Genomic DNA, 23,392 nt, shown 5'->3' with positions numbered 1-23,392 from the left:
CTTGGCGATCTTATCCTCGAATGGTCTCAGGTTCGCATGAACCACTGGTACAGGATGTAGCGGTTGAGGGGACATGTAGCACAATCAATATGGCGACCTCAGGGTCGCCCTATTTTTTGGCTATGATTTATTTGCTCACTTGCACCTGCCTTGATTTTGCCCAACAATCCCTGCGCTCTATTTTGATACAAGTAACAGATATCTCTTTGTGAGGGAGTATCCCTATGGGACTCGGTGGAATTCATATCTGGCATATGCTGATCCTCTTGCTGGTCGTTGTGCTGGTCTTCGGCAGCAAGCGTCTTGCCAGTGCAGGTGAGGATCTGGGGACCGCCATCAAAGATTTTCGCAAGGCGATGCGTGACGACGCAAATCATCCGAAATAAGCAGTAGGAGTAGAAAATGTCTGTAGACGAGAAAGTTGAACTGAACGAAACCTGTGACAGCTGCGGCTGTTTTGCCGAGATCGGCACCATCATCGGCGAAGGCGACGATGTGATGGAGCTGGTTATTGAAGCCGCGGCCGAGGCGGATGCCCGCGCCAAGCTGGCTGCCTATGAAGCTCTGGCCAGACAGGTCACTGCCGAAGCTCAAGTGAGCAGCGAACTGACTCAGGGCGCCAATGGCGTGATCCTGAAAGCCCGCCTGCAATTCACCTGCACCGCCGAAAAACTGATTTTCGAAATGCGGGCCCGCTCTATCTGAGTTGTCTGATAACGCGGCAGGTTTGCCTGCCGTGTTGACCCTTCTGCTGTGGGTCGGCGTTCTATAGTTACTCTATCCCACAGACGTTTTTGCCCGGCGCGAGTCGGCCAACAGAAGGCGCAAACATAATGACGCAGCGATGGATCTCTGCTCCCAATCCCACCCTCTATCGTGATCCGTGCTGCCAACAGGCAGCAGGTGTGACGTCAGCACAGGGGCAGCCATCGTGATGCAACGCTGGATCTGGGCGCTGCTGGCCCTCTGCTGTTTTCCCCTGCTCGCGGCTGAACTCAAGCCACAGCGTCTGCCCCAACCCGGGGACCTCGAAAGCATTCTGCAAAAGCGCGAACTCAGGGCTCTGGTGGTCTATGAGCGTGGCTTCTATTTTCTCGATCGCGGCACCCAGTACGGCATTCTGGTCAATCAGCTGCAAGGATTCGAGCGCTGGCTGAACAACACCTATCTCGCTAAAGAGAAGGTCAAACTCAAGGTGGTCTACATCCCGGTGCGGCAGGACAAGCTGCTGGACTATCTGACCGAGGGGCGTGGCGATCTGGTGGCGGCGACCATGACGGTGACCCCGACCCGGCGTGAACAGGTGGCCTTCTCCCGGCCGCTCATCTCTTCCATCGAGGAGTGGGTGGTTAGCCAGCAGAGCCTGCCCGCCTTCAGCCGCATTACCCAGCTCTCCGGCAGGCGGGTCTGGGTGCGCGCCAGCTCCAGCTACTACGAGAGTCTGCGCCAGCTCAACTGGTTGTTTCGCGAGTTGGGGCTGCCCCCCGTCTATATCGAGACGGTGCCCGAATATCTACAGGATGGCGATCTGCTGGAGATGGTGGCCGCCGGCATTATTCCCCTGACAGTGACTGACAGCTACAAGGGACGGATCTGGCTGGGTGGCATGATCTCCGGCCTCAAGGCTCACAAGTTGATCCCCCTGCGCAGCAACGGTACCAGTGCCTGGGCGCTGCGCAAGAACAGCCCCGAGCTGCTCAAGGCGGTCAATGGCTATCTGGCGAGTGTCAGCCGCAACAGCCTTTACAGCGACATGACCCTGCGCCGGCTGCTGGTTCGCAGCGATCAGATGAGCAATATCCTGGCGCCGGATCCCATAGGGCGCCTCGCGACTATTCGCAAAGTGCTGGAGAAGTACGCCAATCAATACGATCTCGACTGGCTGATGCTGGCGGCGCTTGGTTACAAGGAGTCCGGCCTCAATCCCAAGGCGCGTTCGCCCAAGGGGGCCGTGGGCCTCATGCAGCTGCTGCCCAGTACGGGGCGGGAAGTCGGCATCAACGGCGCCAGACTCACCACGCTGGAGGGAAATGTGGAGGCCGCCTGCCGCTACATGCGGTTGATCCTCGATACCTACTTCAATGATCCCAAGCTGGATCGGCTCAACCGCCACCTGTTTGCCCTCGCCGCCTACAACGCCGGACCGAACCGGGTGCAGGCGCTGCGAGGCAAGGCGGAGAAACTGGGGCTCGATCCCAACATCTGGTTCGGCAACGTGGATCAGCTGGTAGCCAACGAAGTCGGACAGGGGCCGATCAACTATGTCGGCACCATCTACAAGTACTACGTGGCCTATCGTTTCAGCCTGCCCCAGATCGAGGGCAAGGCTGCCGCTATCGAAGCGGCTCAGCCCTGAGCCGGTTGACCGGCAGGGTCGCCTGCACGGTCGGCAATTGCCAGCCACCGTCCCTGTGTTGCAAAAACCAGTGGGCGGGGCCGGTGGCCGGGATGAGATCTGGCTGGCTGAGCTGGCCCAGATAGCGCAACATCGGGGTATCATGCAGTTCCATCAGCAACTCCTTTTGAATATGTGAAGAGGCTCGCCAGCGTTATGACACCCGGCCATGACAGCAGGATGACACCATGATCCCCGGATCCTTTGCCCTGATCGACGATCCCCTGTTGGCGCTCAAGGTGCGTTGCCACTGGATCCGCCATGCCCGAGAGCGGATCCAGGCGCAGTACTACAGCTGGGAGGAGGACAGCAGCGGCAAGCTGCTGCTGAGCGAGCTGCTCCACGCCGCCCGGCGTGGCGTCAAGGTACAGCTGCTGGTGGATGATCTCTATGCTGGTGACAATCGCTTTCTGGAGATGGTGGCTCACTACCCCGGGATCGAGGTGCGGCTGTTCAACCCTTTCTGGCTGCGGGGCTGGCGCCCGCTGGCACTGCTGCTGGAGGGGCTGCTCAGCTTTCGCCGCATCAACCACCGGATGCACAACAAACTCTTGCTGGTGGATGGCAAGCAGGCGCTGATCGGCGGGCGCAACATCGGCGATCGTTACTTCGGTCTGGATCCGCAGGCTCCCTTCGTGGATCTCGATCTCGCCTGTCAGGGGGGGCTGTGCCAGCAGATGGCGCAGGGGTTCGAGCAGTTCTGGCACAGCCGCTGGAGTCACCCCATCCGCCATCTGCTGCGCCGCGAGCTGCTGCCCGCCGAAATAGAGGTGGTCAACGACTTCCTGTTTACCATGACGGATCCGGCTGTGGCGACGGTCTACGATCTGCCTGCAGCGCTGTTTGATGAGAGCGATGTGCCGCTGCAATGGCATGAGGGGCGGGCCGAGGTGTGGTTCGATCGTCCCGGCAAGGGGCTGATCTCCCGCCCCACCACTGCCCGCCAGCTTTGGCGCCAGCTGGCTGACAATCCCGGCTCGCTGGGGTTGGTGACCCCTTACCTCATCCTTACTCGCGGGTTTCGGCACCGTCTGGCGCGGCTGCGCCAGCAGGGGGTCGCCATCGACATTCTCACCAACTCGCTGGCCAGCACCGATGTGCCGCTGGTCTATGGCGCCTATCAGCGCTATCTCGGCTGGTTGCTGCGGCGCGGGATCCGGGTCGCCGAGTTTGACCACGGCCACGGCAGCCTGCACGCCAAGCTGATCCTGCTGGGGGGGGAGCGGGCGCTGTTTGGCAGCCTCAACCTCGATCCCCGCTCGCTCTTTCTCAATACCGAACTGATGCTGCATCTGCACTGCCCGCCGATCTGTGAGGCGCTGCGAATGTGGCTGGCTCGCTGGCAGGAGCAGGCGGGTGGATTGCCGCGCAAACCCGAAGGGTGGCCAAGGCGACTGATAGCCCGCCTGAGCGACTGGTTGCCACTGCGGCGTTGGCTGTGAGGCGGCCATTTTTTGTGCGAGATCTCGCAAAGCCTTGTAAGCCATTGCTGATGCCCCTTGCGGGTGAATAACCATGCATGAATATATCTTACTGTTTTATAACAATTTAGTGGTGATGATAAGGCTGTTTTTTGTGCTCAAATGTGAATGGAATGGGCATAAAAACGTTTTTTATTTTGTTTTTATGCGTAATATTTCAGTTGCAAGGACAAACACGGCGGCCTGTCTGCCGTGTGGACGAAGGTTGTAACGGGTAGCTGGTCGGTTGCATTGCTGCAATTGGCGCGCACTTCAGATGGGTCGCGAACTATCGGAAAGTGAAACAGAGACCCGGCGTGGCCGGACTCCAATATGGAACATGCTATTTGCGAGGGGGTGACATGGACATGTCACCCCACTTTTTTGGCCGCTCGCCACCGTTTATCTTTTTCCATGATTGTTGCTCATCGCAAGAGCCGCAGAGGGCAAGGCAATAACAAGGCAATAAAAAGAGGGCCTCAATCGCGGCCCTCTGTCTTATTTGCCTGGCGGATTAACCGGCCTTGACGCTGCGGCGACGCTGCAGCCAGACGATCACCCCGAACAGCAGGAAGCCCGGGATCCACATCCACTCCTTGGTCCAGCGCTCGGTCGGCGCCTTGACGGTGAGGATCTCCTGATCGAACTCCAGCCCCATGGTGGCGGCCGGGCTGCCAAAGGCGACGTTGTCGATCAGCGTCTTGCCATCCTGCTCATAGAGGCTCAGCCCCAGATTGGCCAGCCGCTCTTCGCCATTTGCCCCATCCGGTACGGCGACCAGCAGGGTGAACTTGCGTGGCTTGCCCACTGCATCTTCACCGAGGATCCGCAGCCGCAGGGTGCTCTCCGCCTCCACTTCACCCATGGTTTGGGCCAGCTGGGCAGGCGGGGTCTCGCGATAGGGGTCGTGCACCATGTCCATCCAGAAACCCGGGCGGAACAGGGTAAAGGCGACCAGCAACAGCAGCACGCTCTCGTACCAGCGGCTCTTCACCAGGAACCAACCCTGAGTTGCGGCGGCGAAGATCAGCATGGCGATGGTCGCCACGATGAAGATCAGCACCCCGTGGGCGAAGTCCACGTCGATCAGCAGCAGATCGGTGTTGAAGATAAACAGGAACGGCAGCGCTGCGGTACGCAGGCTGTAGTAGAAGGCGGTAATCCCGGTCTTGATGGGATCGCCCTTGGAGACAGCGGCTGCCGCGAAGGAGGCCAGCCCCACCGGCGGCGTCACATCCGCCATGATGCCGAAGTAGAAGACGAACAGGTGCACTGCGATAAGCGGCACGATCAGCCCGTTTTGCTGCCCCAGCGTCACCACCACCGGTGCCAGCAGGCTGGAGACGACGATGTAGTTGGCAGTGGTCGGCAGCCCCATGCCGAGGATCAGGCTCAGCAGGGCGGTGAGCAGCAGCATCAGCAGCAGGTTACCCATGGAGAGGAACTCCACCAGATCAGCCAGCACCAGACCAACCCCGGTCTGGGAGACCGCACCCACGATAATCCCCGCGGTGGCAGTGGCAATGCCGATACCGATCATGTTGCGGGCACCGGCGACCAGCCCTTCCCGCAGATCCACCACGCCGTCAGCGACGGTACCGTAGTCGTGCTTGCCGTCCTTGCGCAGCCAGTTGAGCAGCGGGCGCTGGGTCAGCAGGATGATCACCAGCATCACGGTACCCCAGAAGGCCGACAGCCCCGGCGAGAGGCGCTCCACCATCAGGCACCATACCAGTACTACCACCGGCAGCAGGAAGTGCAGGCCGGAGAGCAGCACGGCGCGGGTGTTGGGCAACTCGGTGAGCGGCTTGTCGGGATCTTCGGCAGGCAGTGGTTCATTGCTGGCGGCGATCTTCAACAGAGCCACATAGGTGGCAGCCAGCAGTACCGAGATCCCCGGCAGAGCGTAGTCACCCAGTGCAGGTTTGAGCCAGCCGAGGCCATAGTAGACCGCCAGTGACAGGCCGCTGATGAGGGCCGCGCCAAAGGCAAAGCCGGTCAGGCGGCGCAGCCAGGGTTTGGGTTGATGGTTGCCGATGGGCTGCATGCCCAGTTTCAGCGCCTCCAGATGGACGATGTAGAGCAGCGCTATGTAGGAGATGGTGGCAGGCAGGAAGGCGTGCTTGATGATCTCCACATAGGGGATGCCCACGTATTCGACCATCAGGAAAGCCGCAGCCCCCATCACAGGTGGCATGATCTGGCCGTTGACCGAGGAGGCCACTTCGACCGCCCCCGCTTTCTCTGAACTGAAGCCCACCTTCTTCATCATCGGGATGGTGAAAGTACCGGTGGTCACCACGTTGGCAATCGACGAGCCGGAAATCAGACCGGTCAGGCCGGAGGCGACCACTGCCGCCTTGGCCGGACCGCCGCGTAGGTGACCGAGCAGGCTGAAGGCGAGTTGGATAAAGTAGTGACCGGCACCGGCACGCTCCAGCAGGGCGCCAAACAGCACGAACAGGAACACGAAGCTGGTGGAGACGCCAAGGGCAATGCCGAACACCCCTTCGGTGGTGATCCACTGGTGGTTGGCCAGCGCGGTGAAACCTACCCCGCGATGTGCCAGCAGTCCCGGCATCCAGGGGCCCGCCAGGCTGTAGATCAGAAAGACGATGGCGATGACCGCCAGTGCTGGCCCCAGGGCGCGGCGCGCCGCTTCCAGCAGCAGCGGAATGCCGATGCAGGCGGTCACCAGATCGGCGGTGGTGAGGGTGCCAGGACGCAGTGCCAGCGCTTCATACATCACGAACAGGTAAGACGCGGCGCCAGCAGCGATCAGACCGAGGGCGATATCGCCGAGGGGAACCCGATCCCGCGGCGAGGAGCGAAATGCCGGGAACACCAGAAAAGCGAGCAACAGGGCAAAGGTGAGGTGAATGGAGCGGGTTTCGGTGTCATTGAGTACGCCAAACCCCACCATGAAGGGGAGTGGCGAGGCGATCCAGAGCTGGAACAGGGACCAGGCCAGTGCCAGCGTGGTGATGATCCAGCCCAGCGGGCCCAGCGGCAGGCGAGCGCCCACATCCTGGGCGATCAGTTCCTCGGTAGAGAGTTGTTTATCTTGCATAGGGTTAACTTGTGCCAACGAGTACAACAAGAGCGACACCCGCCCCCGCAATCAGGCGGCAGACGGGTGTCGAAGAGAGTGACAAAGGCCCCGGGGCCTTCAATCAGAGCCAGCCGCGCTCTTTGTAGTAGCGAGCAGCCCCTTCATGCAGCGGTGCAGAGAGACCTACCTTGATCATGTCGGCCTCTTTCAGGTCGGCAAAGGCAGGGTGCAGGCGCTTGAAGCGATCCAGGTTGTTGAACACCGACTTGACCAGCTGATAGACCACTTCCGGATCGGTTTTGGCGCTGGTGGAGAGCACCGCTTTGCCACCGATGGAGGGGGTCGGCTTGTCGCTGCCCTTGTAGATGCCGCCCGGGATCTCGGCCTTGCTGTAGTAGCTCTTCTCGGCCAGCAGCTTGTCGATGTCGGCGCCGGTCACAGGGACCAGTACCGCATCTGTGGTGGTGGAGGCTTCCTGAATGGCGCCGTTCGGGTGACCGACGAAGTAGCTCATGGCATCGATGTTGTTGTCGCCGAGGGCGGAGGCCTGTTCTGCCGGCTTCAGCTCGGAGACCAGACCGAAGTCACCCTTCTTCCAGCCTTTGACCGCCATGATCTCTTCCATGGTGTCACGCTGGCCGGAGCCCGGGTTGCCGATATTGACGCGCTTGCCTTTCAGGTCGTCGAAGCTGGCGATCTTGGCATCGCGGCGAGCCAGGATGGTGAACACCTCGCTCTGCAGGGAGAAGACGGCGCGCATGTCGTCCATGGCCCCTTCGGCCTGGAACGGTGGCAGCCCCTTCATCGCCTTGAACTGGTGGTCGGATTGCATGATGCCGAAGTTGAATTCACCGCTACGGATGCCGTTGACGTTGGCAACACCACCGCCACTGGCCGGGGCGTTGCACTTGATCTGGTGATCGGCGGCGCCGCGATTGAGGAAGCGGCAGATGGACTGGCCAGCGACATAGTAGACGCCGGTCTGACCGCCGGTGCCTATGGTCACGAAGCGCTCCTGCGCTTGTACCGGACCACCGAATGAGACACCGACCAGAGCCGCCGACAGGGCGCATGCCAAAGTTAATCCTTTCATTTTTTCTCCCTTTTCTTTGATTTTGTTTATCCGATCCTCGGATAAATTGATGGCAATCCCGTTCTGCGCCGGGCTTGCCCGCTCTTCTCGTTGCGCGAAAGCGGGGGAGTTGATCACCCCCTTTTCCGGCGGTCACCCTCATCCTGTGGTGAGGTTACCGACCTCCTGTCGGTCGAAGATAAATTGGCCCCTGAGGGGCCAAATAAAAAGTTGCAAGCACTCCGATTAAGCACATTCACCCAACATAAATCAAACGAAATGGCAAAATCACGGAGTTTAATCTTGAGAAACATGACCTTGATCATTCATTTTCTAGCCGAAGATTAATTTGATATGAAGGGAAATGGAAGAGGGAAAAACTAGGATGGGATTCTTATGCGGCCCTTGTGTGACAAGGGCCGGGGTCATAATGGATCAGTTGGCCGGGGTGGCCAGATCCAGGATAAAGGCGTATTCCAGCGCGATATCCTCGTAGGCTTTGAAGCGGCCCGACTTGCCGCCGTGGCCGGCGTCCATGTCGGTGTTCAGTAACAACTTGTTATCATCTGTCTTCAGTTCGCGCAGCTTGGCGACCCACTTGGCGGGCTCCCAATACTGCACTTGCGAGTCGTGCAGTCCGGTGGTGACCAGCAGGTTGGGATAGGCTTGCGCCTTCACCTGATCGTAGGGGCTGTAGCTCTTCATGTAGTCGTAGTAGCGCTTCTGGTTCGGGTTGCCCCACTCGTCATACTCCCCGGTGGTGAGGGGAATGGACTCGTCCAGCATGGTGGTAACCACATCGACGAACGGCACCTGCGCAACCACGCCGCGATAGAGTTCGGGCGCCTGATTGATGACCGCCCCCATCAGCAGACCACCGGCGCTGCCGCCCATGGCGTAGACCTGATCCCTGGCACCGTAGCCTTGCTCAACCAGCGCCTTGGTGACATCGATGAAGTCATTGAAGGTGTTCTGCTTTTTCAGCAACTTGCCATCTTCGTACCAGTGACGGCCCAGCTCTTCACCACCCCGGATATGGGCGATGGCGTAGACGAAGCCTCTGTCCAGCAGGCTCAGGCGCGAGCTGCTGAAGTCGGGATCCATGCTGGCGCCGTAGGATCCATAGCCATAGACCAGCAGCGGATTCTTGGGCGCATCGGCCTGCTCTTTCTTGAACTTGTCCTTGCGATAGACCAGCGACACCGGCACCGATACGCCGTCGCGGGCGGTCACCCAGAGTCGCTCGCTGGCGTACTGGTCGGCCTTGAAGCCGGCCACCGGTTGCTGCTTGAGCAGGGTGCGCTTGCCGCTCGCCATGTCCAGCTCATAGGTGGAGGCGGGGGTGGTCATGGAGGAGTAGCCATAGCGCAGGGCGCTGGTATCCGGCTCCGGGTTGTAGGCGAGCCAGGTGACATAGGCGGGATCGTCGAAGGCGATCTCCTTCTCGTCACCGCTCTGCCAGTTGATCTGGCGCAGTCGGGTCAGCCCCTTGTTGCGCTCTTCCAGTACCAGCCAATCCTTGAACAGGGCGTAGCTCTCCAGCAGTACTTCCGGATTGGGGGCGATCACCGCCTTCCAGCGATCGACCGGGCTCTCCTTGGTCTCGTAGAGGCCGAAGTTCTTGCCATCCTTGTTGGAGCGCACATAGAAGCGGCCGCGGTAGTGATCCAGGCTGTATTCGTGATCCACCTGACGGGGCAGGAACAGGCGTGGGGCGTGCTCCGGCTGGTTGGCATCGATCAGCCGTGCTTCGCCTGTGGTGGTGCTGGAGAGGGCGATGACGATGAAATCTTCCGAGGTGGTGGCGTAGAGGCTGATGTAGAAGGAGTCATCCTTCTCCTCGTAGACCAGCTTGTCCGTGGCCGGATCCGTCCCGAGCGTGTGGCGATAGACCTGATAGGGCAGTAGGGTCTGCGGGTGCTTGCGCACATAGAAGACGGTCTTGTTGTCGTTGGCCCACACCAGATTGCCGGAGGTATTTTCCAGTTTGTCGGTGGCCCACTGGCCGCTCTCCAGATCGAGGAACTGGATCTGGTACTGACGACGGGAGAGGAAATCTTCCGCCACCGCCAGCCAGCGGTTGTTGCGGCTCACTTCAAGGGCGCCGAGGGCATAGAACTCGTGCCCTTCAGCCCGCAGGTTGCTGTCGAGCAGCAGACTCGCCTGCTCTTCACCGAGCTTGGTGCGCGAATAGATCCCGTACTCCTTGCCCGGCTCATAGCGGGTCTGGTAGCGGTAGCCATTCTTCACATAGGGCACCGATTCATCCTGCTGGGGGATGCGGGCGACCATCTCTTTGTAAAGCTGTTCGCGCAGGGGTTGGGTCGGCTTGAGCATGGCCTCGGTATAGGCGTTCTCGGCCTTGAGATAGTCCAACACCTCGGGCTTCTGCCGCTCGTCGTCACGCAGCCAGTAGTAGTTGTCGATGCGGGTATCCCCGTGTTTTTTCAGAGTGCGGGGATGTTTGGCGGCCACGGGCGGCTGGATTGGATGTTCGCTTGTCAGCATGGCGGGCTCTTCATTGGCATAAGTGGGGGGGAGAACTGTCAGAAAGGCTAGCAGCAGAACTCCTCGGGAAAAGGTAAACATGTCGCATCCTTGGCGCTGGAAAGGGTTGGTAGACCTGAGCATCGGCTCCATGAATTGGCGTTAAATCTGCCCCTTGTTGCCGGTGGTTGCAAGCAATCCCTTGTTATTGCAGGAAATGTAATCAAAAAAAACCGCTATCTCACGATAGCGGCCCTCTTTCTGGCCATGAGCGGCAAGAGTCCGCTCAGGTGTGCCTCACATGATATGGGAGTGCCCTCTCATGACCAGTTTTCGTCAGCCTGGGTAGCTCGACCAGCGGTTGGTCGCGCCCTCGTTGCTGATACTCAGTACCTCATAGGGATGGCCCGGAATATCCATGCCCGGCGCACTCTGGGGCATGCCCGGAATGGTCAGGCCACGGATCGCCGGTTTTTCCCTGAGCAGCTTCTGCACATCGGCGGCTGGTACATGCCCCTCGATCACATAGCCATTTACGATACCGGTATGGCAAGAGGCCAGTTCCGGCGCGATACCGTATTGCTGCTTCACTGCACCGAGCTGTTCGGTTTCGATGACCTCCAGTTCGAAGCCATTCTGCTCCATATGCTCGTTCCAGCTTTGGCAGCAGCCACAATATTTGGATTTGTAGACGGTCATCTTCTCGGCCGCGAGGGCCGAAAAGCTGACGGTACCGGCCAGCATGGCCAGTAACAGGGGTTTGTACATCACTCACCTCAGATTGAAAGAAAAGATGCCCGATACGGGATGCGTTTCAGATCCGGGGGCGTGGGGGACGTTCGAGCCGCTCGCACGGGGCGTCCGGCATAAAGAGAGAGGGGGAGGCGAAGTCGGGGGTATCCGGTTCCAGTACGGCGACCGTCAGGCTGTCGCTGCCTACCAGCGTCATCGAGAGGGCGGTGGTAAAGCTGCCGCAGGGCATCGCTTTTTCCAGGGTACGCTCGCTCTGGCTGCAGTGGGTGGTCAGGGTACAGAGGTCGGTTGCGGCCCGGCTGCCAAACGACATCAACACCAGCACCAGACTCCACAAGGGGAGCCAGCGACGGGCGTGAGCGAGTTGGCGACGGGTGAGAACCATGGAATGACTCGGAAAAAAACAAGGGGCACATGGTAACCCTGTGCCCCGGGGGAGGGTCAAGCCCTCCCCATGGTGTCAGTCAGCCAGGATTAAGGTTGCTGACGGGTCGCCGCCAGCACTATCTCGCGCACGCAGACGTTGGCAGGCTGGTTCCAGGCGTAGAGCACGGCATCGGCGATCACTTCCGGCGCAATGACGCCACCCATCTGATCTTTCCAGTCGTGGTAACCGGCCTTGATGCTCTCGTCAGTGGTATGGCTGAGCAGCTCGGTCTCGACCGCACCCGGGGCAATGGTCACCATCCGCACGCCGACATCGGCCACCTCTTCGCGGATGTTCTCGGTCAGGGCGTGGACGGCGAACTTGGTGGCGCAGTAGGCGGCATGGTTCGGGAAGGTCTTGCGACCGGCGATGGAGCTGATGTTGATGATGGTGCCGCTGCGGCGCTCCTTCATGCCTGCCAGCACTGCGTGGACGCCGTTCAGCACCCCCATCACATTGATGTTGAGCATCTGCTGCCACTCGGCGGGATCCTGCACATCGGCCTGACCCAGCAGCATGACGCCGGCGTTGTTGACCATGCAGCCCACCGGGCCAAATTTGGCTTCTGCCTGCTGGACGGCGGCTTTCATGGCGGCGGTGTCGGTCACATCGACCCCGATGCAGAGGGTATTTGGCAGACCGAGTGCCTGCATCGGCTCGACCCGGCGGGCCAGCAGCAGCAGCGGATGACCGGCGGCAGAGAAGGCACGGGCGATGGCGGCACCGATCCCGGCGGAGGCACCGGTGATCACGACGAGAGATTTGGACATGGGTCTTTCCTTCTGATTCAAGAGTCGGTTTGAGCAAACAGGTGGCTGGCCAGCACGGAACCCAATCACTATAGTCACTGCATCTATAAGTGATAAATATTGTTTTCCGCTGGTTATCATCTGAAAAAACTATGGTTGGTTTATGCTGGACTTGAGATTGCTGCGTTTCTTCATCGCCATCTATGAAGAGAAGAACATCACGGCGGCGGCCGAGCGCTGCCACGTCAGCCAGCCCTCCCTCTCGGCGGGGCTGCGCCAGCTGGAAGAGGCGCTCGGTGACAGCCTGTTTGTCCGGGGCAAGAAGGGGGTGGTGGCGAAAGATCCGGCCCACTATCTCTATCCTCACGCGGTCAAGCTGGTGGAGGAGGCGCGCCGTTTGCCGGAGCTGTTTCGCCAGAAAGCGACGCGTGCGAGGCTCAATATCGCCATCATGCCGGACTTGAGTCGCCGCCGGGTGGCAGGGCTGCTGCAGCAAGTACAGGGCGTGCTGCCGCAGCTGGATCTCACCCTCTCCGACTACATCACACCCGCCGACTGCCGTTTGACGCTGGATGCCTTGCGCCGTGAGGACGAGATCTTCCTGCCGCTGTGGGAGGAGGATTACGTGCTCTGCGTGCCGGTCGACCATCCCTTGGCCAGCCGCGAGAAAATCGAGCTGGCCGAGCTGCAACATTATGATTTTATTGAGTGCCCGCCCTGCGAAGCCCATCAGCAGACTATCGGCCTGCTGGCCTGTGACCGGCTTACCCTCAATCTGGTGGCCAAGGCCGAGAGCAAGGGGCTGGTGATGGCGCTGGTGCTGGCGGGGGTCGGCATCAGTTTTCTGCCGGACGGGCTGGTGGAAGATGAGGCGGGTCTCTGTACCCTGCCGGTGAGCGGGCCGCGGATGTTTCGCCGGATTGGGCTCTGCTATCCCGCTCACCAGACCCTCAATCCGGCGCTGCGGGAGCTGATCCCCGAGTTGGCAGGCTATGGCGCTTCCTGATAAGGTCGCTCTCCTGTGCACCTTTACGATGCAGCTCCCCAGACTCCCCTTTTCTGTTTACCTCGCCTTGCACCGCAAGGCTTTGTTCGGGTGATGTGGTCATGAAACGCATTCTGGTTATTTTTTCCCATCCCGCGCTGCAGAGTTCGCGGGCCAACAAGCAGCTGTTGCAGGCGATTGAGGGGCTGGAGGGGGTCACGGTTCACGACCTCTATCAGCACTATCCCGACATGTTTATCGATGTGAAGCGGGAGCAGGCGCTGCTCTCTGAGCACGATATCATCGTCTTCCAGCACCCGTTTTACTGGTACTCCTGCCCGGCCATCATGAAAGAGTGGATGGATCTGGTGCTGGAGTATGGCTACGCCTACGGTCCAGAAGCCCACGCCCTCAAGGGCAAGCAGTGGCTGAGCGCCATTACCACCGGCGGGGCGCCGGAGTCCTACTGCAGCGAGGGTTACAACAGCCGACCGTTGCTCGATTTTCTGCTGCCATTTCAGCAGGCTGCCACCTTGTGCGGCATGAACTGGCTGCCCCCTTTCGTGCTGCACTCCTTTCACAAGATCAAGGATCCCGCCGCCCTGCGCCGCTGCGGGCAGGATTACCGTCAGCTGCTTTGCGCCTTGCGTGACGATCAGCTGACTCCGGAGCAGCTGGCCGGGCGTCCTTATCTGCGCGACTTGCTGGAGGTGCTCTGATGACACATGGGCAGCTTGTTGGCCGAGCTTATGAGCCGGACCAGATGTTCACACGGAGGGCTGACTGATGGGCCACGGGATCCTGTTTGATGCCTTTATCTATCTCTCCGCCGCCGTTATCGCGGTGCCGCTGGCCAAACGCTGGGGGTTGGGCTCGGTGCTCGGCTACCTGCTGGCGGGAATCATCATTGGCCCCTTTCTGCTGGGGCTGGTGGGGGAGCAGAAGGATGTGATGCACTTCGCCGAGTTTGGCGTGGTGCTGATGCTGTTTCTGGTCGGCCTTGAATTGCGTCCGGCCCTCTTGTGGCAGTTGAAGGGGCCGATCCTCGGCACCGGCGGCCTGCAGGTGCTGCTCACCACGGCGGCGCTGACCGGCGTGGCGCACCTGATCGGTCTGCCGCTGCAACAGGGGCTGGCTATCGGCCTCATTCTGGCGCTCTCTTCCACCGCCATCGTGTTGCAGAGCCTGCAGGAGCGCAAGCTGATGCAGAGCGAGAGCGGTCGCTCCGCCTTTGCGGTGCTGCTGTTTCAGGATATTGCGGTCATTCCGATCCTGGCGCTGCTGCCGCTGCTGGCCATGGCGCCGGTCGCCAGCAATGGGGGCTCCGAGCTGGCGGGTTGGCAACATGGCCTGCTGGTGGTCGCGGCCATCTCCGGCATCGTGTTGGGTGGCCACTACCTGATGCGGCCGGTGTTTCGTGCCATCGCCCAGTCCCATATGCGGGAGATCTTCGTCGCCGCCGCTCTGCTGCTGGTGATCGCCATCGCCGTGTTGATGGAATCGGTGGGGCTTTCGCCCGCTCTCGGCTCCTTCCTCGCCGGAGTGGTGCTGGCCGACAGCGAATATCGCCATGAGCTGGAGGCCGACATAGAGCCGTTCAAGGGCTTGCTGCTCGGCCTGTTCTTTATGTCGGTGGGGGCGGGGATCGACTTTGGGCTGTTTGCCGAGCACCCCTTCCTGATACCAACCCTGGTGGTTGGCCTGATGGTGCTCAAATGGCTGGTGTTGATGGCGCTCGGCTTCATCATCCGTATCTCGCCGAGTCAGCGCTGGACCTTCGGGCTGGCGTTGGCGCAGGGCGGTGAGTTTGCCTTCGTGCTCTTCTCGTTTGCCGCCCAGAACCGGGTGCTGCCCGGTGAGACCATCTCGCTGCTGACGCTGGTAGTAGCACTCTCCATGGCGCTCACCCCACTGCTGCTGATCCTCAACGATCGGGTGATCCAGCCCTGGTTCGATTACCGTAACCAGAGCGACGCACCGCAGCATGAGCAGCCGGAGCTGGTGGAGCATCCGGTGATCATCGCGGGCTTCGGCCGCTTCGGTCAGATCGTGGGGCGTCTACTGCATGGTCACGGCATCGGCACCACCATCCTCGAGCAGGATGCCAGCCAGATAGAGACCCTGCGCAAGTATGGCTATCAGGTCTTCTATGGCGATGCCAGCCGGATCGATCTGCTCCATGCCGCAGGGGCGCACAAGGCGAAGCTGCTGGTGCTCTCCATCAACGATCCTGCCACCTCGCTGGCGGTGATCGAGATGGTGCAGAAGCACTTCCCGCACCTGAAGATCCTGGCGCGAGCGTTGGATCGACCCCATGCCCACGAGATCCTGCGCCACGGGGTCGAGAGCGTGCACCGGGAAACCCTGGGTTCGGCGGTCGATCTGGGGGTGGAAGCCCTGACCCAGCTCGGTTTTCGGGCCAACCAGGCCTGGCGGGCGGGGCAGACCTTCAAGCAGCACGATAACTGGCTGTTGCGCGAGCAGGTCAACTATCTGGACGACGAACACACTTATATCAACAAGAGCCTGCAATACCGGGAGATCCTCTCCGATCTGTTGCAAGACGACGAGGAGGGGCAGGAGCGTATCCATGCCCACAACTGGAATAGCGGGCTACCCGACGACGACAAGGAAGCAAAATGATTGCCTATTATCCCATGTTCAAACACCTGCATATGACGCTGGCGCTGGTCAGTCTGCTGCTCTTTATCTATCGCTGGAGTCTGGCGCTGGCCGGCAGCGATCGGTTGCAGCAGAAGTGGCTGAAGATCCTGCCGCATATCAACGACACCTTCCTGCTGCTGTTTGGTGTGTTGCTGGCGGTGGCCTTGCAGTTGAGCCCGGGTCAACAACCCTGGCTGATGGCCAAGCTGATGGCACTGGTACTCTATATCGGTCTGGGTGTCATGGCGCTCAAGCGCCCGGCCCGCGGTCAGAAGCTGGTGGCCGGTGTGGCAGCGCTGGCGGTATTTGGCTACATGGTCGGTGCGGCCATCACCAAGTCAGCCTGGTCGTGGCTGATGTGAGCAAAAGGGGAGAGTCATGCTCTCCCCTGAAATCATATTCTGCGATGAATTAATTAATCGGAGTTTTATGCTAACAATAAATCGCAACATAGAACTTTCATTTGAGGGATTGTTGGCTAATTTTAGCCTCTAGCGGCTCCTTTTTTTGGTGGATTGTCTTTATAAATCAATTCTTTAGTGTGTTTTGTATGAAAATGGCGACAGTTGTCGCAGCAAAACTTGCGACATAGACTGTCGCAAGTCACGACTAGCATACAGTCAACGCTAAACCAGTGAAGGCAAGCACCATGAGCAAGAAGCTGTTACGACAACTGACCTTGGCGCGTTGCATCCCGCACCGCCCTTACAAGCTGACCGCCAGCCAACTCCAGGTAAAACTGGAAGAGGAAGGTATCCACGTCAGTCTGCGTACCGTGCAACGGGACCTGGAGGAGATGTCCGGCATGGGACTGTTCGACCTCACCTCGGACGAGCGCAGCAAACCCCATGGCTGGTGCTTCGAGCGCCACGGCCTCAACGACTTTGCCAATATCATGCCGCTCTCGCTGGCGGTGGCCCTGAAAACCTGGAGTGATCAGGCGAGCCAACTGTTGCCGGCTAGTGTACTGACCGAATTGAATCCGCTGGTCGACAAGGCGAGCCAGGTGATCCGCGACAGCCAGAGCGAACTGGCCGAGCGCTGGCTGGAGAGTGTCCACCAGTCACCGCGCCCGTTTGCCGGCAACCCGGAGATCCGCCGCAGCACCCTGATCCGCGATGCGCTCTGGCGTGGTCGCAAGTTCAGTGCCGAGATCCAGCGCGTGATCAAAGAACGCACCGTGTGGCTCTGCTACGACCGTATCAACCCGCTCGGCATTCTCAATCAGCCGGACGGCCCGATCCTGCTCTGCACCCTCTCCGAGCTGGATCCCAAGGTGTACGGCATCCCGTTTGACCATATCAAGAACGTGGAGCTGACCAACTTCAGCGCCACCCAGCCGAAGGATTTCAATATCCAGAAACTGATCCGCGATCAGGGCTATCAGGATGTGAGCGGCCCGATCCGCTTCGTCGGCCGGATCGATGCCAACAGCCAGTCGCTGGTGGATAACCAGATCCCCGGCAACAATCCACGCATGACCCGCTATGACAAGCGCAGCGTGGTGGTGGAGACCGAAGTGCAGGACACCCCGGAGTTTCGCAGTTGGTTGAACAACATCGGCGGTGAACTCGAGGTGCTGGCACCTGAATCGCTGCGCAAGGCCTATCTCAATCCGGCCAACCGCTTGAGCTGATTAAAAAATTGGAATGTTGAAGAGTCGAGCCTGGTCTCGGCTCTTTTTTTGCGGTTTTTTTAAGCATATTTATTCAACTAATTTTTAAGTCTTAACGTCAGGATTGAACCGTTTTCCTGCCCCGTTTTTGGGGGCGAAACCCGTGTAAGAGATCTGCCATAGCGACTGTAAGAGGCTGGCGCTTTGAGCCGTACGCGAAGCCATGCCAGAATGATCGAGCTTTCCTGTGAAACTAAATAAGTGGCTGATATTAAAGGGTTAGTTTTTAAGTTCATTTTTTGAGATGGGAGCTGCATCGGATCTTTATCATCGGATGGCCCTTGTTCGGGGTGCGCATTTCCTTAGTATGGGTCTCACAAGGACGGAGCTGGTTCGGCAGGATGCAGGACAGCGCATAAAGATGGAATAGTCCGCATGATGTGGACAAGGGACACCTCAGGATGAGCTCGATAATCAGGATGATTATCGTCACGGATGAATAAAGGAACACCGCGGGATGCGGCAGGACACTCTCGGGATGGGAGCAGAACGAACGGAACATCGTTCTTCAGGATGAACAGGACCTCGCCGGATGCGAGAGGAATACTTCAGGATGAAGTGAGATAACCCGGATGGTTATCTGTCAGGAAGACGCAAGGAACCCCACAGGACGTGGTAATGGACACCTCCAGGATGGAGACAGAGAAGCAGTTCAGGATGAATTGCTAGGCCAGGAACGCCGCAGGACACGTCAACGGATTGGAAAGGGGATATTCCAAAGGATTAGGATAACGTCAGGGATTGCAGGGAGCATTGCAGTTCTACGGACAGGACGACACGACTCTAGGGGACGGCTACCGCCGTCCCCTTTTCTTTTATGGTTTGCCCGAGAGATTGCCGCGCTGGGCGGCGTTGACGATCTCTTGCAGGCGCTGACGAATGTCGACCATGCCAAACACACCAAAGATCAGCACAGTGACAAATTCGGCCTTGGTGACAGCGAAGTAGCGTTTGCAAGCTGCCTTGATCATGCTGGCCTGCAGCCAGTGCAGCAGGGCGACGATCACGCCGCAGACCGGCAGAAAGCCGTTGAGTTTGCCGGGCAGAGGGGCAATTAGGCTCATCAGCACGCCAAACCAGAAGAACAATATCAGCCCCATCGCCAACAGATTAAAGACTCGCTTCATTGTTTACCTCCCTTAGATAGAGTTGGTAGCAGACTTGGCCTGCTTGCTTGTCCTTGAGTAGTTGCCAGCTGGCAGGCAGCGCCAGATCGGCCATCTCCTTCTCCCGCTCCAGATAGATGAGGGCGTCCGGTGCCAGCCAGCCGCGCTGCTCCAGCAGTTCGCACACCTGCGGCAGCAGCTCGCGGCGAAACGGCGGATCGAGGAACACCAGATCAAACGGCGTGGCCGGGCCTTGCAGCCAGCTCACGGCATCTGACTGGATCACCTGACCCTGACTGCTACCGAGGGCGGTCAGGTTCTTCTTGATCTGGTCGGCGGCCCCTTTGTCCATCTCGATCAGGGTCACCTGCTCGGCATAGCGCGACAGCGCCTCCAGTCCGAGTCCGCCGCTACCGGCAAACAGATCCAGGCAGCGGGTGCCGCGAATGTGGGGGGCCAGCCAGTTGAAGATGGTCTCCTTGACGCGATCCGTGGTGGGTCTGAGCCCCTCCACATCCTTGACCGGCAATTTGCGGCCTCGCCACTGGCCGCTGATGATTCTTACAAAGCCCGATTTTCCTTGCGGGGCGGGACTCTTGCTCGGGTTGCTACGGCTGGATTTCACTCTGGGCATCGCGTTTCATCGTCAGAAAATAAAGTGGTAGTATAAGGCGGTTCATTTTTATGCCGACCCGCCAAGGGACGGCTATCTTAGCAGTCAGCCTTTGATGTGAGTATTTTTAGATGGCAAAAGGTTTGTTTTCCTGGCTGGGTTTCGGCCGCAAGAAAGAAGAGGCTGAGGCTGTCCAACCACAGACACCCCAAGCCACCCCCGTTACCGTTGAGCCCGAGGTCACTGCTACCCCCGCTCCCGTTTCCGATACCACTGTTTCCGATAGTACGCCGGCTGTTGCCCCCGAAGTGCCTGCCAGCGCACAGAATCCCGTTTTGCAAGATGATTGCTGCCTGCCGACCGAGCTGGACGATCACGGCCCACTGGTGGTGGAGGAGTGCGCCTCCGATCTGGAGCCGGTGATCGTCAACGAAACGCTGATCGCCGAAGAGGAGCGTGCCGCTGACGCCGCTCGCACTGCCGCAGAGGTGCAAGCCGCTGAGGTCAAGGCAGCCGAAGAGGCTCGTATTGCTGCCGAAGCCTTTGCTGCGGAAGAGGCTCGTATTGCTGCCGAGGCTCGCGCTGCGGAAGAGGCTCGTATCGCCGCCGAGGCTCGCGCCGCGGAAGAGGCTCGTATTGCTGCCGAAGCTTTTGCTGCGGAAGAGGCCCGTATTGCTGCCGAAGCCCGTGCTGCGGAAGAGGCCCGTATCGCTGCCGAGGCTCGCGCCGCGGAAGAGGCTCGTATTGCTGCCGAAGCCCGTGCTGCGGAAGAAGCTCGTATTGCTGCTGAAGCTCACGCTGCGGAGGAGGCTCGTATTGCTGCCGAGGCTCGCGCCGCGGAAGAGGCTCGTATTGCTGCCGAGGCTCGCGCCGCGGAAGAAGCTCGCATTGCTGCCGAGGCTCGCGCTGCGGAGGAGGCTCGCATTGCCGCTGAAGCTCAGGCTGCGGAAGAAGCCCGTATCGCCAAAGAGGCACAGCGCGCGGAAGATATGCGCCTGGTCGCCGCGATGGAGGCTGAGGCCGCCGCCCTGGCCGCTCTGCCGCTGGCCGCCAAGGTAGACGACGACACCCAGGACAAACCGCAGCGGGAGGGCTTCTTTGCTCGCCTCAAGCGCAGTCTGGTGCGCACCAAGGAGAATATCGGCTCCGGTTTCTTCGGCCTGTTCCGTGGCAAGAAGATCGACGATGAGCTGTTTGAAGAGCTGGAAACCCAGCTGCTGACCGCCGATCTCGGTGTGGATACCACTACTCGCATCATCGAAGGGCTGGTGCAGCACGCGGACCGCAAGCAGCTCAAGGATGCCGAGGCGCTCTACGGCCTGCTCAAGCAGGACATGGGCGAGATGCTGGCCAAGGTCGAACAGCCGCTGGTGATCGACACCAGCAAGAAGCCTTATGTGATCCTGATGGTCGGCGTAAACGGCGTCGGCAAGACCACCACCATCGGCAAGCTGGCCAAGCAGTTCCAGGCTGAAGGCAAGAGCGTGATGCTGGCGGCGGGTGACACCTTCCGTGCTGCTGCGGTCGAACAGCTGCAGGTTTGGGGTCAGCGCAACAACATTCCGGTGATTGCCCAGCATACCGGTGCCGACTCCGCTTCCGTCATTTATGACGCCATCGAGGCTGCCCGCTCCCGCGGAGCTGACGTGCTGATCGCCGACACCGCCGGCCGCCTGCAGAACAAGAGTAACCTGATGGAAGAGCTCAAGAAGGTGGTGCGGGTGATGAAGAAGCTGGATGAAGAGGCGCCCCACGAGATCATGCTGACGCTGGACGCCGGCACCGGCCAGAACGCGCTGAGCCAGGCCAAGCTGTTCAGCGAGGCGGTTGGCCTGACCGGCATCACCCTCACCAAGCTGGATGGCACGGCCAAGGGCGGCGTCATCTTCGCGGTGGCCGACAAGTTCCAGATCCCGATCCGCTACATCGGGGTGGGCGAGGGGATCGACGATCTGCGTCCCTTCGTTGCCAACGATTTCATCGAGGCGCTCTTTAGCCGCGATGAATAAGTCCGGCCGTGATGAGTCAGCTCAGCCGTGATGAGTAAGTGTTCCATGCCCCGACTCCGGTCGGGGTTTGTCAATTTCAGGGAACCGTTATGATTCGTTTTGACAAGGTCAGCAAGGTATACAGCGGCGGCCATCAGGCGCTGCAAAAGGTCAGCTTTCACCTGCGCAAGGGAGAGATGGCCTTTCTGACCGGGCACTCGGGGGCGGGCAAGAGTACCCTCCTCAAACTGATCAGCGTGATGGAGCGTCCGACCGATGGTCGCGTCTTCTTTCATGGTGATGATGTCAGCCATATCCAGCGCAGCCAGATCCCCTATGTTCGCCGCCAGATCGGGATGATCTTTCAGGATCACCGACTGCTGATGGACAGAACCGTGTTCGACAACGTGGCGCTGCCGCTGGTGATCGATGGCTACAGCCACGCCGATATCAACAAGCGCGTGGCGGCGGCGCTGGACAAGGTTGGGCTGCTCGGCAAGGAGCGCTACCAGCCGCGGATGCTCTCCGGTGGTGAGCAGCAGCGGGTCGGCATCGCCCGTGCCATCGTCAACAAGCCGCCGCTGCTGCTGGCGGATGAACCGACCGGCAACCTGGATCCCCAGCTCTCCATGGATATCATGCGGCTATTCCAGGAGTTCAACAATTTTGGGGTCTCGGTACTGATTGCCACCCACGATCTGGGGCTGATCGCCCGCATGCGCTATCGCACCCTGACCCTCAAGGCGGGCCGCATGTATTCGGCCGGGGAGGAGCTCTGATGGCTATCGTTCGTCATAAACAACCGCCGCTGCGCCGTCTGATGATGTACGGGGTTGACCATGTACGGCAGGCGTTTGCCAGTCTCGGGGAGCTGTGGCGCAATCCGCTCGCCTCACTGATGACGCTGGCGGTGCTCGGCGTCAGCTTGGCACTGCCCTCCTGTTTCCATGTGCTGCTGAAAAACGCCGAGGTGGTGGAGGGGAGCTGGCAGAGCAGTTCCCAGATCTCCCTTTACCTGCGCAAGGATCTGCCGGAGCAGAGCATTCTCGATCTGCAGCACAGGATCCTGCTCTATCCCGAGGTGGATTCGGTCACCTACCTGAGCCGTGACGATGCGTTGCGGGAGTTTCGCGAGATCTCCGGCTTCGGCGATGCCCTCGATTATCTGGACAGCAACCCGCTACCGCCGGTGCTGAGCGTGATCCCGGATCCGCGCTGGCAGAACCCGGAAGGGGCCGCCGAGCTGCTCAGCAAGCTCAACAACGAGGTGGGGGTCGAGCAGGGCAAGCTGGATCTGCAGTGGCTGACCCGGTTGCAGGGGATAATGAACCTGCTGCGCCATACCATTACCGGTATCGCGGTGCTGCTGCTCTCCGCCGTGTTGCTGATCGTCGGCAATACCTTGCGTCTCAACATACTCAACCAGCGTTCCGAGATTGAAGTGCTCAAGCTGGTGGGGGCGACCGATTCCTTTATTCATCGTCCTTTCCTCTATACCGGCATCTGGTTCGGGGTGATCGGCGGCATGCTGGCCTGGTGGCTGACCGAAGTGATGGTGATCTGGAGCGAAGGGGTGGTGAAGGAGCTGGCGGGCTTGTATAACAGTAACTTCCGGCTGGTTGGCATGGGGGCGGTAGACGGGATCAATCTGATCTTGCTGGGCGCTCTGCTGGGGCTGATTGCCTCCTGGTTCTCGGTCCATCGCCACATTCGCGACATCGAACCATCCTGATTACTTTGTCATCAAAGTAAATCGCTGGATTTTGAGAGGCGGATCAAGTAAAAGAGGGGCCGTTTCTGGCTTGGCCCCCATAGTCAGAGTATTCTGAATAACAATGATCTTCCGGATCTTCGCTAGATCCAGTGAACCTTCTGATTTATAAGCAGTCTATTAAAGCTGAAGCATTTATACGGGTGTGGCCCCTCTGCCTTGCTCGTCAGACTTGGCAAGCATGTGAAGGTTGCG

Annotated in this window: 21 protein-coding genes; 12 read left to right on the top strand and 9 right to left on the bottom strand. The window is 59.7% G+C overall.

What is annotated here, in order from left to right; translation table 11 throughout:
- Nucleotides 1-224: 224 nt before the first annotated feature.
- The 3 genes from tatA to LRL22_RS12575 all read left to right on the top strand — a co-directional run bounded on the left by tatA (nt 225) and on the right by LRL22_RS12575 (nt 2,356).
- Nucleotides 225-386, top strand: coding sequence for a twin-arginine translocase TatA/TatE family subunit (gene tatA, locus LRL22_RS12585; RefSeq protein ID WP_005339944.1), 162 nt, complete (start codon nt 225-227; stop codon nt 384-386).
- Nucleotides 387-402: 16 nt separating this feature from the next.
- A complete protein-coding gene (locus tag LRL22_RS12580) occupies nt 403-705 on the top strand; it encodes a YfcZ/YiiS family protein (protein WP_270905512.1) in 303 nt (100 codons plus the stop codon).
- 229 nt (nt 706-934) lie between these two features.
- Nucleotides 935-2,356 carry a lytic transglycosylase F gene (locus LRL22_RS12575; protein WP_270905521.1) on the top strand — a complete coding sequence of 474 codons (1,422 nt, stop codon included), beginning with the start codon at nt 935-937 and terminating at the stop codon, nt 2,354-2,356.
- Here the strand turns inward: LRL22_RS12575 and LRL22_RS12570 are convergent.
- Nucleotides 2,334-2,510 (bottom strand): hypothetical protein, encoded by a 177-nt coding sequence (locus LRL22_RS12570; RefSeq protein WP_005339947.1) that lies wholly within the window; start codon nt 2,508-2,510, stop codon nt 2,334-2,336. The genes LRL22_RS12575 and LRL22_RS12570 overlap by 23 nt on opposite strands.
- Nucleotides 2,511-2,583: 73 nt before the next feature.
- On the opposite strand from LRL22_RS12570, the gene LRL22_RS12565 reads away from it, so the two are divergent.
- The gene (locus tag LRL22_RS12565; RefSeq protein ID WP_270905511.1) at nt 2,584-3,837 is read left to right on the top strand and encodes a phospholipase D-like domain-containing protein; all 1,254 of its coding nucleotides are present in this window, start codon (nt 2,584-2,586) and stop codon (nt 3,835-3,837) included.
- Between the two features lie 532 nt (nt 3,838-4,369).
- Here LRL22_RS12565 and LRL22_RS12560 read toward each other — a convergent pair.
- The 6 genes from LRL22_RS12560 to LRL22_RS12535 all read right to left on the bottom strand — a co-directional run bounded on the left by LRL22_RS12560 (nt 4,370) and on the right by LRL22_RS12535 (nt 12,416).
- On the bottom strand, nt 4,370-6,925 hold the full coding sequence (locus LRL22_RS12560; RefSeq protein ID WP_252413140.1) for a TRAP transporter permease: 2,556 nt from the start codon (nt 6,923-6,925) through the stop codon (nt 4,370-4,372).
- Between the two features lie 103 nt (nt 6,926-7,028).
- Nucleotides 7,029-8,000, bottom strand: a complete 972-nt coding sequence (locus tag LRL22_RS12555; RefSeq protein ID WP_270905510.1) for a TAXI family TRAP transporter solute-binding subunit — start codon at nt 7,998-8,000, stop codon at nt 7,029-7,031.
- A 414-nt stretch (nt 8,001-8,414) separates the two neighbouring features.
- Nucleotides 8,415-10,568, bottom strand: a complete 2,154-nt coding sequence (locus tag LRL22_RS12550) for a S9 family peptidase (RefSeq protein WP_179214494.1) — start codon at nt 10,566-10,568, stop codon at nt 8,415-8,417.
- A gap of 234 nt (nt 10,569-10,802) precedes the next feature.
- Nucleotides 10,803-11,234, bottom strand: a complete 432-nt coding sequence (locus tag LRL22_RS12545) for a DUF411 domain-containing protein (protein WP_005339953.1) — start codon at nt 11,232-11,234, stop codon at nt 10,803-10,805.
- A 46-nt stretch (nt 11,235-11,280) separates the two neighbouring features.
- Complete coding sequence (locus tag LRL22_RS12540) at nt 11,281-11,604, bottom strand: hypothetical protein (RefSeq protein ID WP_005348554.1); 324 nt, start codon at nt 11,602-11,604, stop codon at nt 11,281-11,283.
- A gap of 89 nt (nt 11,605-11,693) precedes the next feature.
- Nucleotides 11,694-12,416, bottom strand: coding sequence for an SDR family oxidoreductase (locus tag LRL22_RS12535; RefSeq protein WP_181294842.1), 723 nt, complete (start codon nt 12,414-12,416; stop codon nt 11,694-11,696).
- 142 nt (nt 12,417-12,558) lie between these two features.
- Here LRL22_RS12535 and LRL22_RS12530 point away from each other — a divergent pair, with 142 nt between their 5' ends.
- The 5 genes from LRL22_RS12530 to LRL22_RS12510 all read left to right on the top strand — a co-directional run bounded on the left by LRL22_RS12530 (nt 12,559) and on the right by LRL22_RS12510 (nt 17,680).
- Nucleotides 12,559-13,401, top strand: coding sequence for a LysR family transcriptional regulator (locus tag LRL22_RS12530; protein ID WP_270905509.1), 843 nt, complete (start codon nt 12,559-12,561; stop codon nt 13,399-13,401).
- 101 nt (nt 13,402-13,502) lie between these two features.
- Nucleotides 13,503-14,099 (top strand): glutathione-regulated potassium-efflux system oxidoreductase KefF, encoded by a 597-nt coding sequence (gene kefF, locus LRL22_RS12525; RefSeq protein ID WP_068978326.1) that lies wholly within the window; start codon nt 13,503-13,505, stop codon nt 14,097-14,099.
- A gap of 67 nt (nt 14,100-14,166) precedes the next feature.
- Nucleotides 14,167-16,023 carry a monovalent cation:proton antiporter-2 (CPA2) family protein gene (locus tag LRL22_RS12520; RefSeq protein ID WP_058056285.1) on the top strand — a complete coding sequence of 619 codons (1,857 nt, stop codon included), beginning with the start codon at nt 14,167-14,169 and terminating at the stop codon, nt 16,021-16,023.
- Nucleotides 16,020-16,406 carry a SirB2 family protein gene (locus LRL22_RS12515; protein WP_111900333.1) on the top strand — a complete coding sequence of 129 codons (387 nt, stop codon included), beginning with the start codon at nt 16,020-16,022 and terminating at the stop codon, nt 16,404-16,406. The genes LRL22_RS12520 and LRL22_RS12515 overlap by 4 nt, the downstream gene beginning before the upstream one ends.
- 287 nt (nt 16,407-16,693) lie before the next feature.
- A complete protein-coding gene (locus LRL22_RS12510; protein ID WP_005339987.1) occupies nt 16,694-17,680 on the top strand; it encodes a helix-turn-helix transcriptional regulator in 987 nt (328 codons plus the stop codon).
- Nucleotides 17,681-18,534: 854 nt separating this feature from the next.
- On the opposite strand, the gene LRL22_RS12505 is transcribed toward LRL22_RS12510, so the two are convergent.
- Nucleotides 18,535-18,846, bottom strand: a complete 312-nt coding sequence (locus LRL22_RS12505; protein WP_021231565.1) for a DUF1145 domain-containing protein — start codon at nt 18,844-18,846, stop codon at nt 18,535-18,537.
- Nucleotides 18,830-19,459: a 16S rRNA (guanine(966)-N(2))-methyltransferase RsmD gene (gene rsmD / locus LRL22_RS12500; protein WP_005339991.1), complete on the bottom strand. Its 630-nt coding sequence runs from the start codon at nt 19,457-19,459 to the stop codon at nt 18,830-18,832. Before rsmD ends, LRL22_RS12505 begins: the two co-directional genes overlap by 17 nt.
- 110 nt (nt 19,460-19,569) lie before the next feature.
- On the opposite strand from rsmD, the gene ftsY reads away from it, so the two are divergent.
- The 3 genes from ftsY (at nt 19,570) to ftsX (ending at nt 23,158) form a co-directional block, all read left to right on the top strand.
- Nucleotides 19,570-21,447, top strand: coding sequence for a signal recognition particle-docking protein FtsY (gene ftsY / locus LRL22_RS12495; RefSeq protein WP_270905508.1), 1,878 nt, complete (start codon nt 19,570-19,572; stop codon nt 21,445-21,447).
- A gap of 89 nt (nt 21,448-21,536) precedes the next feature.
- Nucleotides 21,537-22,205 (top strand): cell division ATP-binding protein FtsE, encoded by a 669-nt coding sequence (gene ftsE, locus LRL22_RS12490; protein WP_005339995.1) that lies wholly within the window; start codon nt 21,537-21,539, stop codon nt 22,203-22,205.
- Nucleotides 22,205-23,158 (top strand): permease-like cell division protein FtsX, encoded by a 954-nt coding sequence (gene ftsX / locus LRL22_RS12485; protein ID WP_005339996.1) that lies wholly within the window; start codon nt 22,205-22,207, stop codon nt 23,156-23,158. The genes ftsE and ftsX overlap by 1 nt, the downstream gene beginning before the upstream one ends.
- Nucleotides 23,159-23,392 lie beyond the last annotated feature (234 nt).

It is taken from the genome of Aeromonas sp. PI_26, assembly GCF_027854445.1.
GTDB classification, from domain to species: Bacteria; Pseudomonadota; Gammaproteobacteria; order Enterobacterales; family Aeromonadaceae; genus Aeromonas; species Aeromonas veronii.
This window is presented reverse-complemented; position numbering and strand designations above follow the sequence as displayed.

Bases quoted from the DNA above. Each gene is read 5' to 3' on its own strand.
- tatA (WP_005339944.1), top strand. From the start codon at position 225: ATGGGACTCGGTGGAATTCATATCTGGCATATGCTGATCCTCTTGCTG.
- LRL22_RS12580 (WP_270905512.1), top strand. From the start codon at position 403: ATGTCTGTAGACGAGAAAGTTGAACTGAACGAAACCTGTGACAGCTGC.
- LRL22_RS12575 (WP_270905521.1), top strand. From the start codon at position 935: ATGCAACGCTGGATCTGGGCGCTGCTGGCCCTCTGCTGTTTTCCCCTG.
- LRL22_RS12570 (WP_005339947.1), bottom strand. From the start codon at position 2,510: ATGGAACTGCATGATACCCCGATGTTGCGCTATCTGGGCCAGCTCAGC.
- LRL22_RS12565 (WP_270905511.1), top strand. From the start codon at position 2,584: ATGATCCCCGGATCCTTTGCCCTGATCGACGATCCCCTGTTGGCGCTC.
- LRL22_RS12560 (WP_252413140.1), bottom strand. From the start codon at position 6,925: ATGCAAGATAAACAACTCTCTACCGAGGAACTGATCGCCCAGGATGTG.
- LRL22_RS12555 (WP_270905510.1), bottom strand. From the start codon at position 8,000: ATGAAAGGATTAACTTTGGCATGCGCCCTGTCGGCGGCTCTGGTCGGT.
- LRL22_RS12550 (WP_179214494.1), bottom strand. From the start codon at position 10,568: ATGTTTACCTTTTCCCGAGGAGTTCTGCTGCTAGCCTTTCTGACAGTT.
- LRL22_RS12545 (WP_005339953.1), bottom strand. From the start codon at position 11,234: ATGTACAAACCCCTGTTACTGGCCATGCTGGCCGGTACCGTCAGCTTT.
- LRL22_RS12540 (WP_005348554.1), bottom strand. From the start codon at position 11,604: ATGGTTCTCACCCGTCGCCAACTCGCTCACGCCCGTCGCTGGCTCCCC.
- LRL22_RS12535 (WP_181294842.1), bottom strand. From the start codon at position 12,416: ATGTCCAAATCTCTCGTCGTGATCACCGGTGCCTCCGCCGGGATCGGT.
- LRL22_RS12530 (WP_270905509.1), top strand. From the start codon at position 12,559: ATGCTGGACTTGAGATTGCTGCGTTTCTTCATCGCCATCTATGAAGAG.
- kefF (WP_068978326.1), top strand. From the start codon at position 13,503: ATGAAACGCATTCTGGTTATTTTTTCCCATCCCGCGCTGCAGAGTTCG.
- LRL22_RS12520 (WP_058056285.1), top strand. From the start codon at position 14,167: ATGGGCCACGGGATCCTGTTTGATGCCTTTATCTATCTCTCCGCCGCC.
- LRL22_RS12515 (WP_111900333.1), top strand. From the start codon at position 16,020: ATGATTGCCTATTATCCCATGTTCAAACACCTGCATATGACGCTGGCG.
- LRL22_RS12510 (WP_005339987.1), top strand. From the start codon at position 16,694: ATGAGCAAGAAGCTGTTACGACAACTGACCTTGGCGCGTTGCATCCCG.
- LRL22_RS12505 (WP_021231565.1), bottom strand. From the start codon at position 18,846: ATGAAGCGAGTCTTTAATCTGTTGGCGATGGGGCTGATATTGTTCTTC.
- rsmD (WP_005339991.1), bottom strand. From the start codon at position 19,459: ATGCCCAGAGTGAAATCCAGCCGTAGCAACCCGAGCAAGAGTCCCGCC.
- ftsY (WP_270905508.1), top strand. From the start codon at position 19,570: ATGGCAAAAGGTTTGTTTTCCTGGCTGGGTTTCGGCCGCAAGAAAGAA.
- ftsE (WP_005339995.1), top strand. From the start codon at position 21,537: ATGATTCGTTTTGACAAGGTCAGCAAGGTATACAGCGGCGGCCATCAG.
- ftsX (WP_005339996.1), top strand. From the start codon at position 22,205: ATGGCTATCGTTCGTCATAAACAACCGCCGCTGCGCCGTCTGATGATG.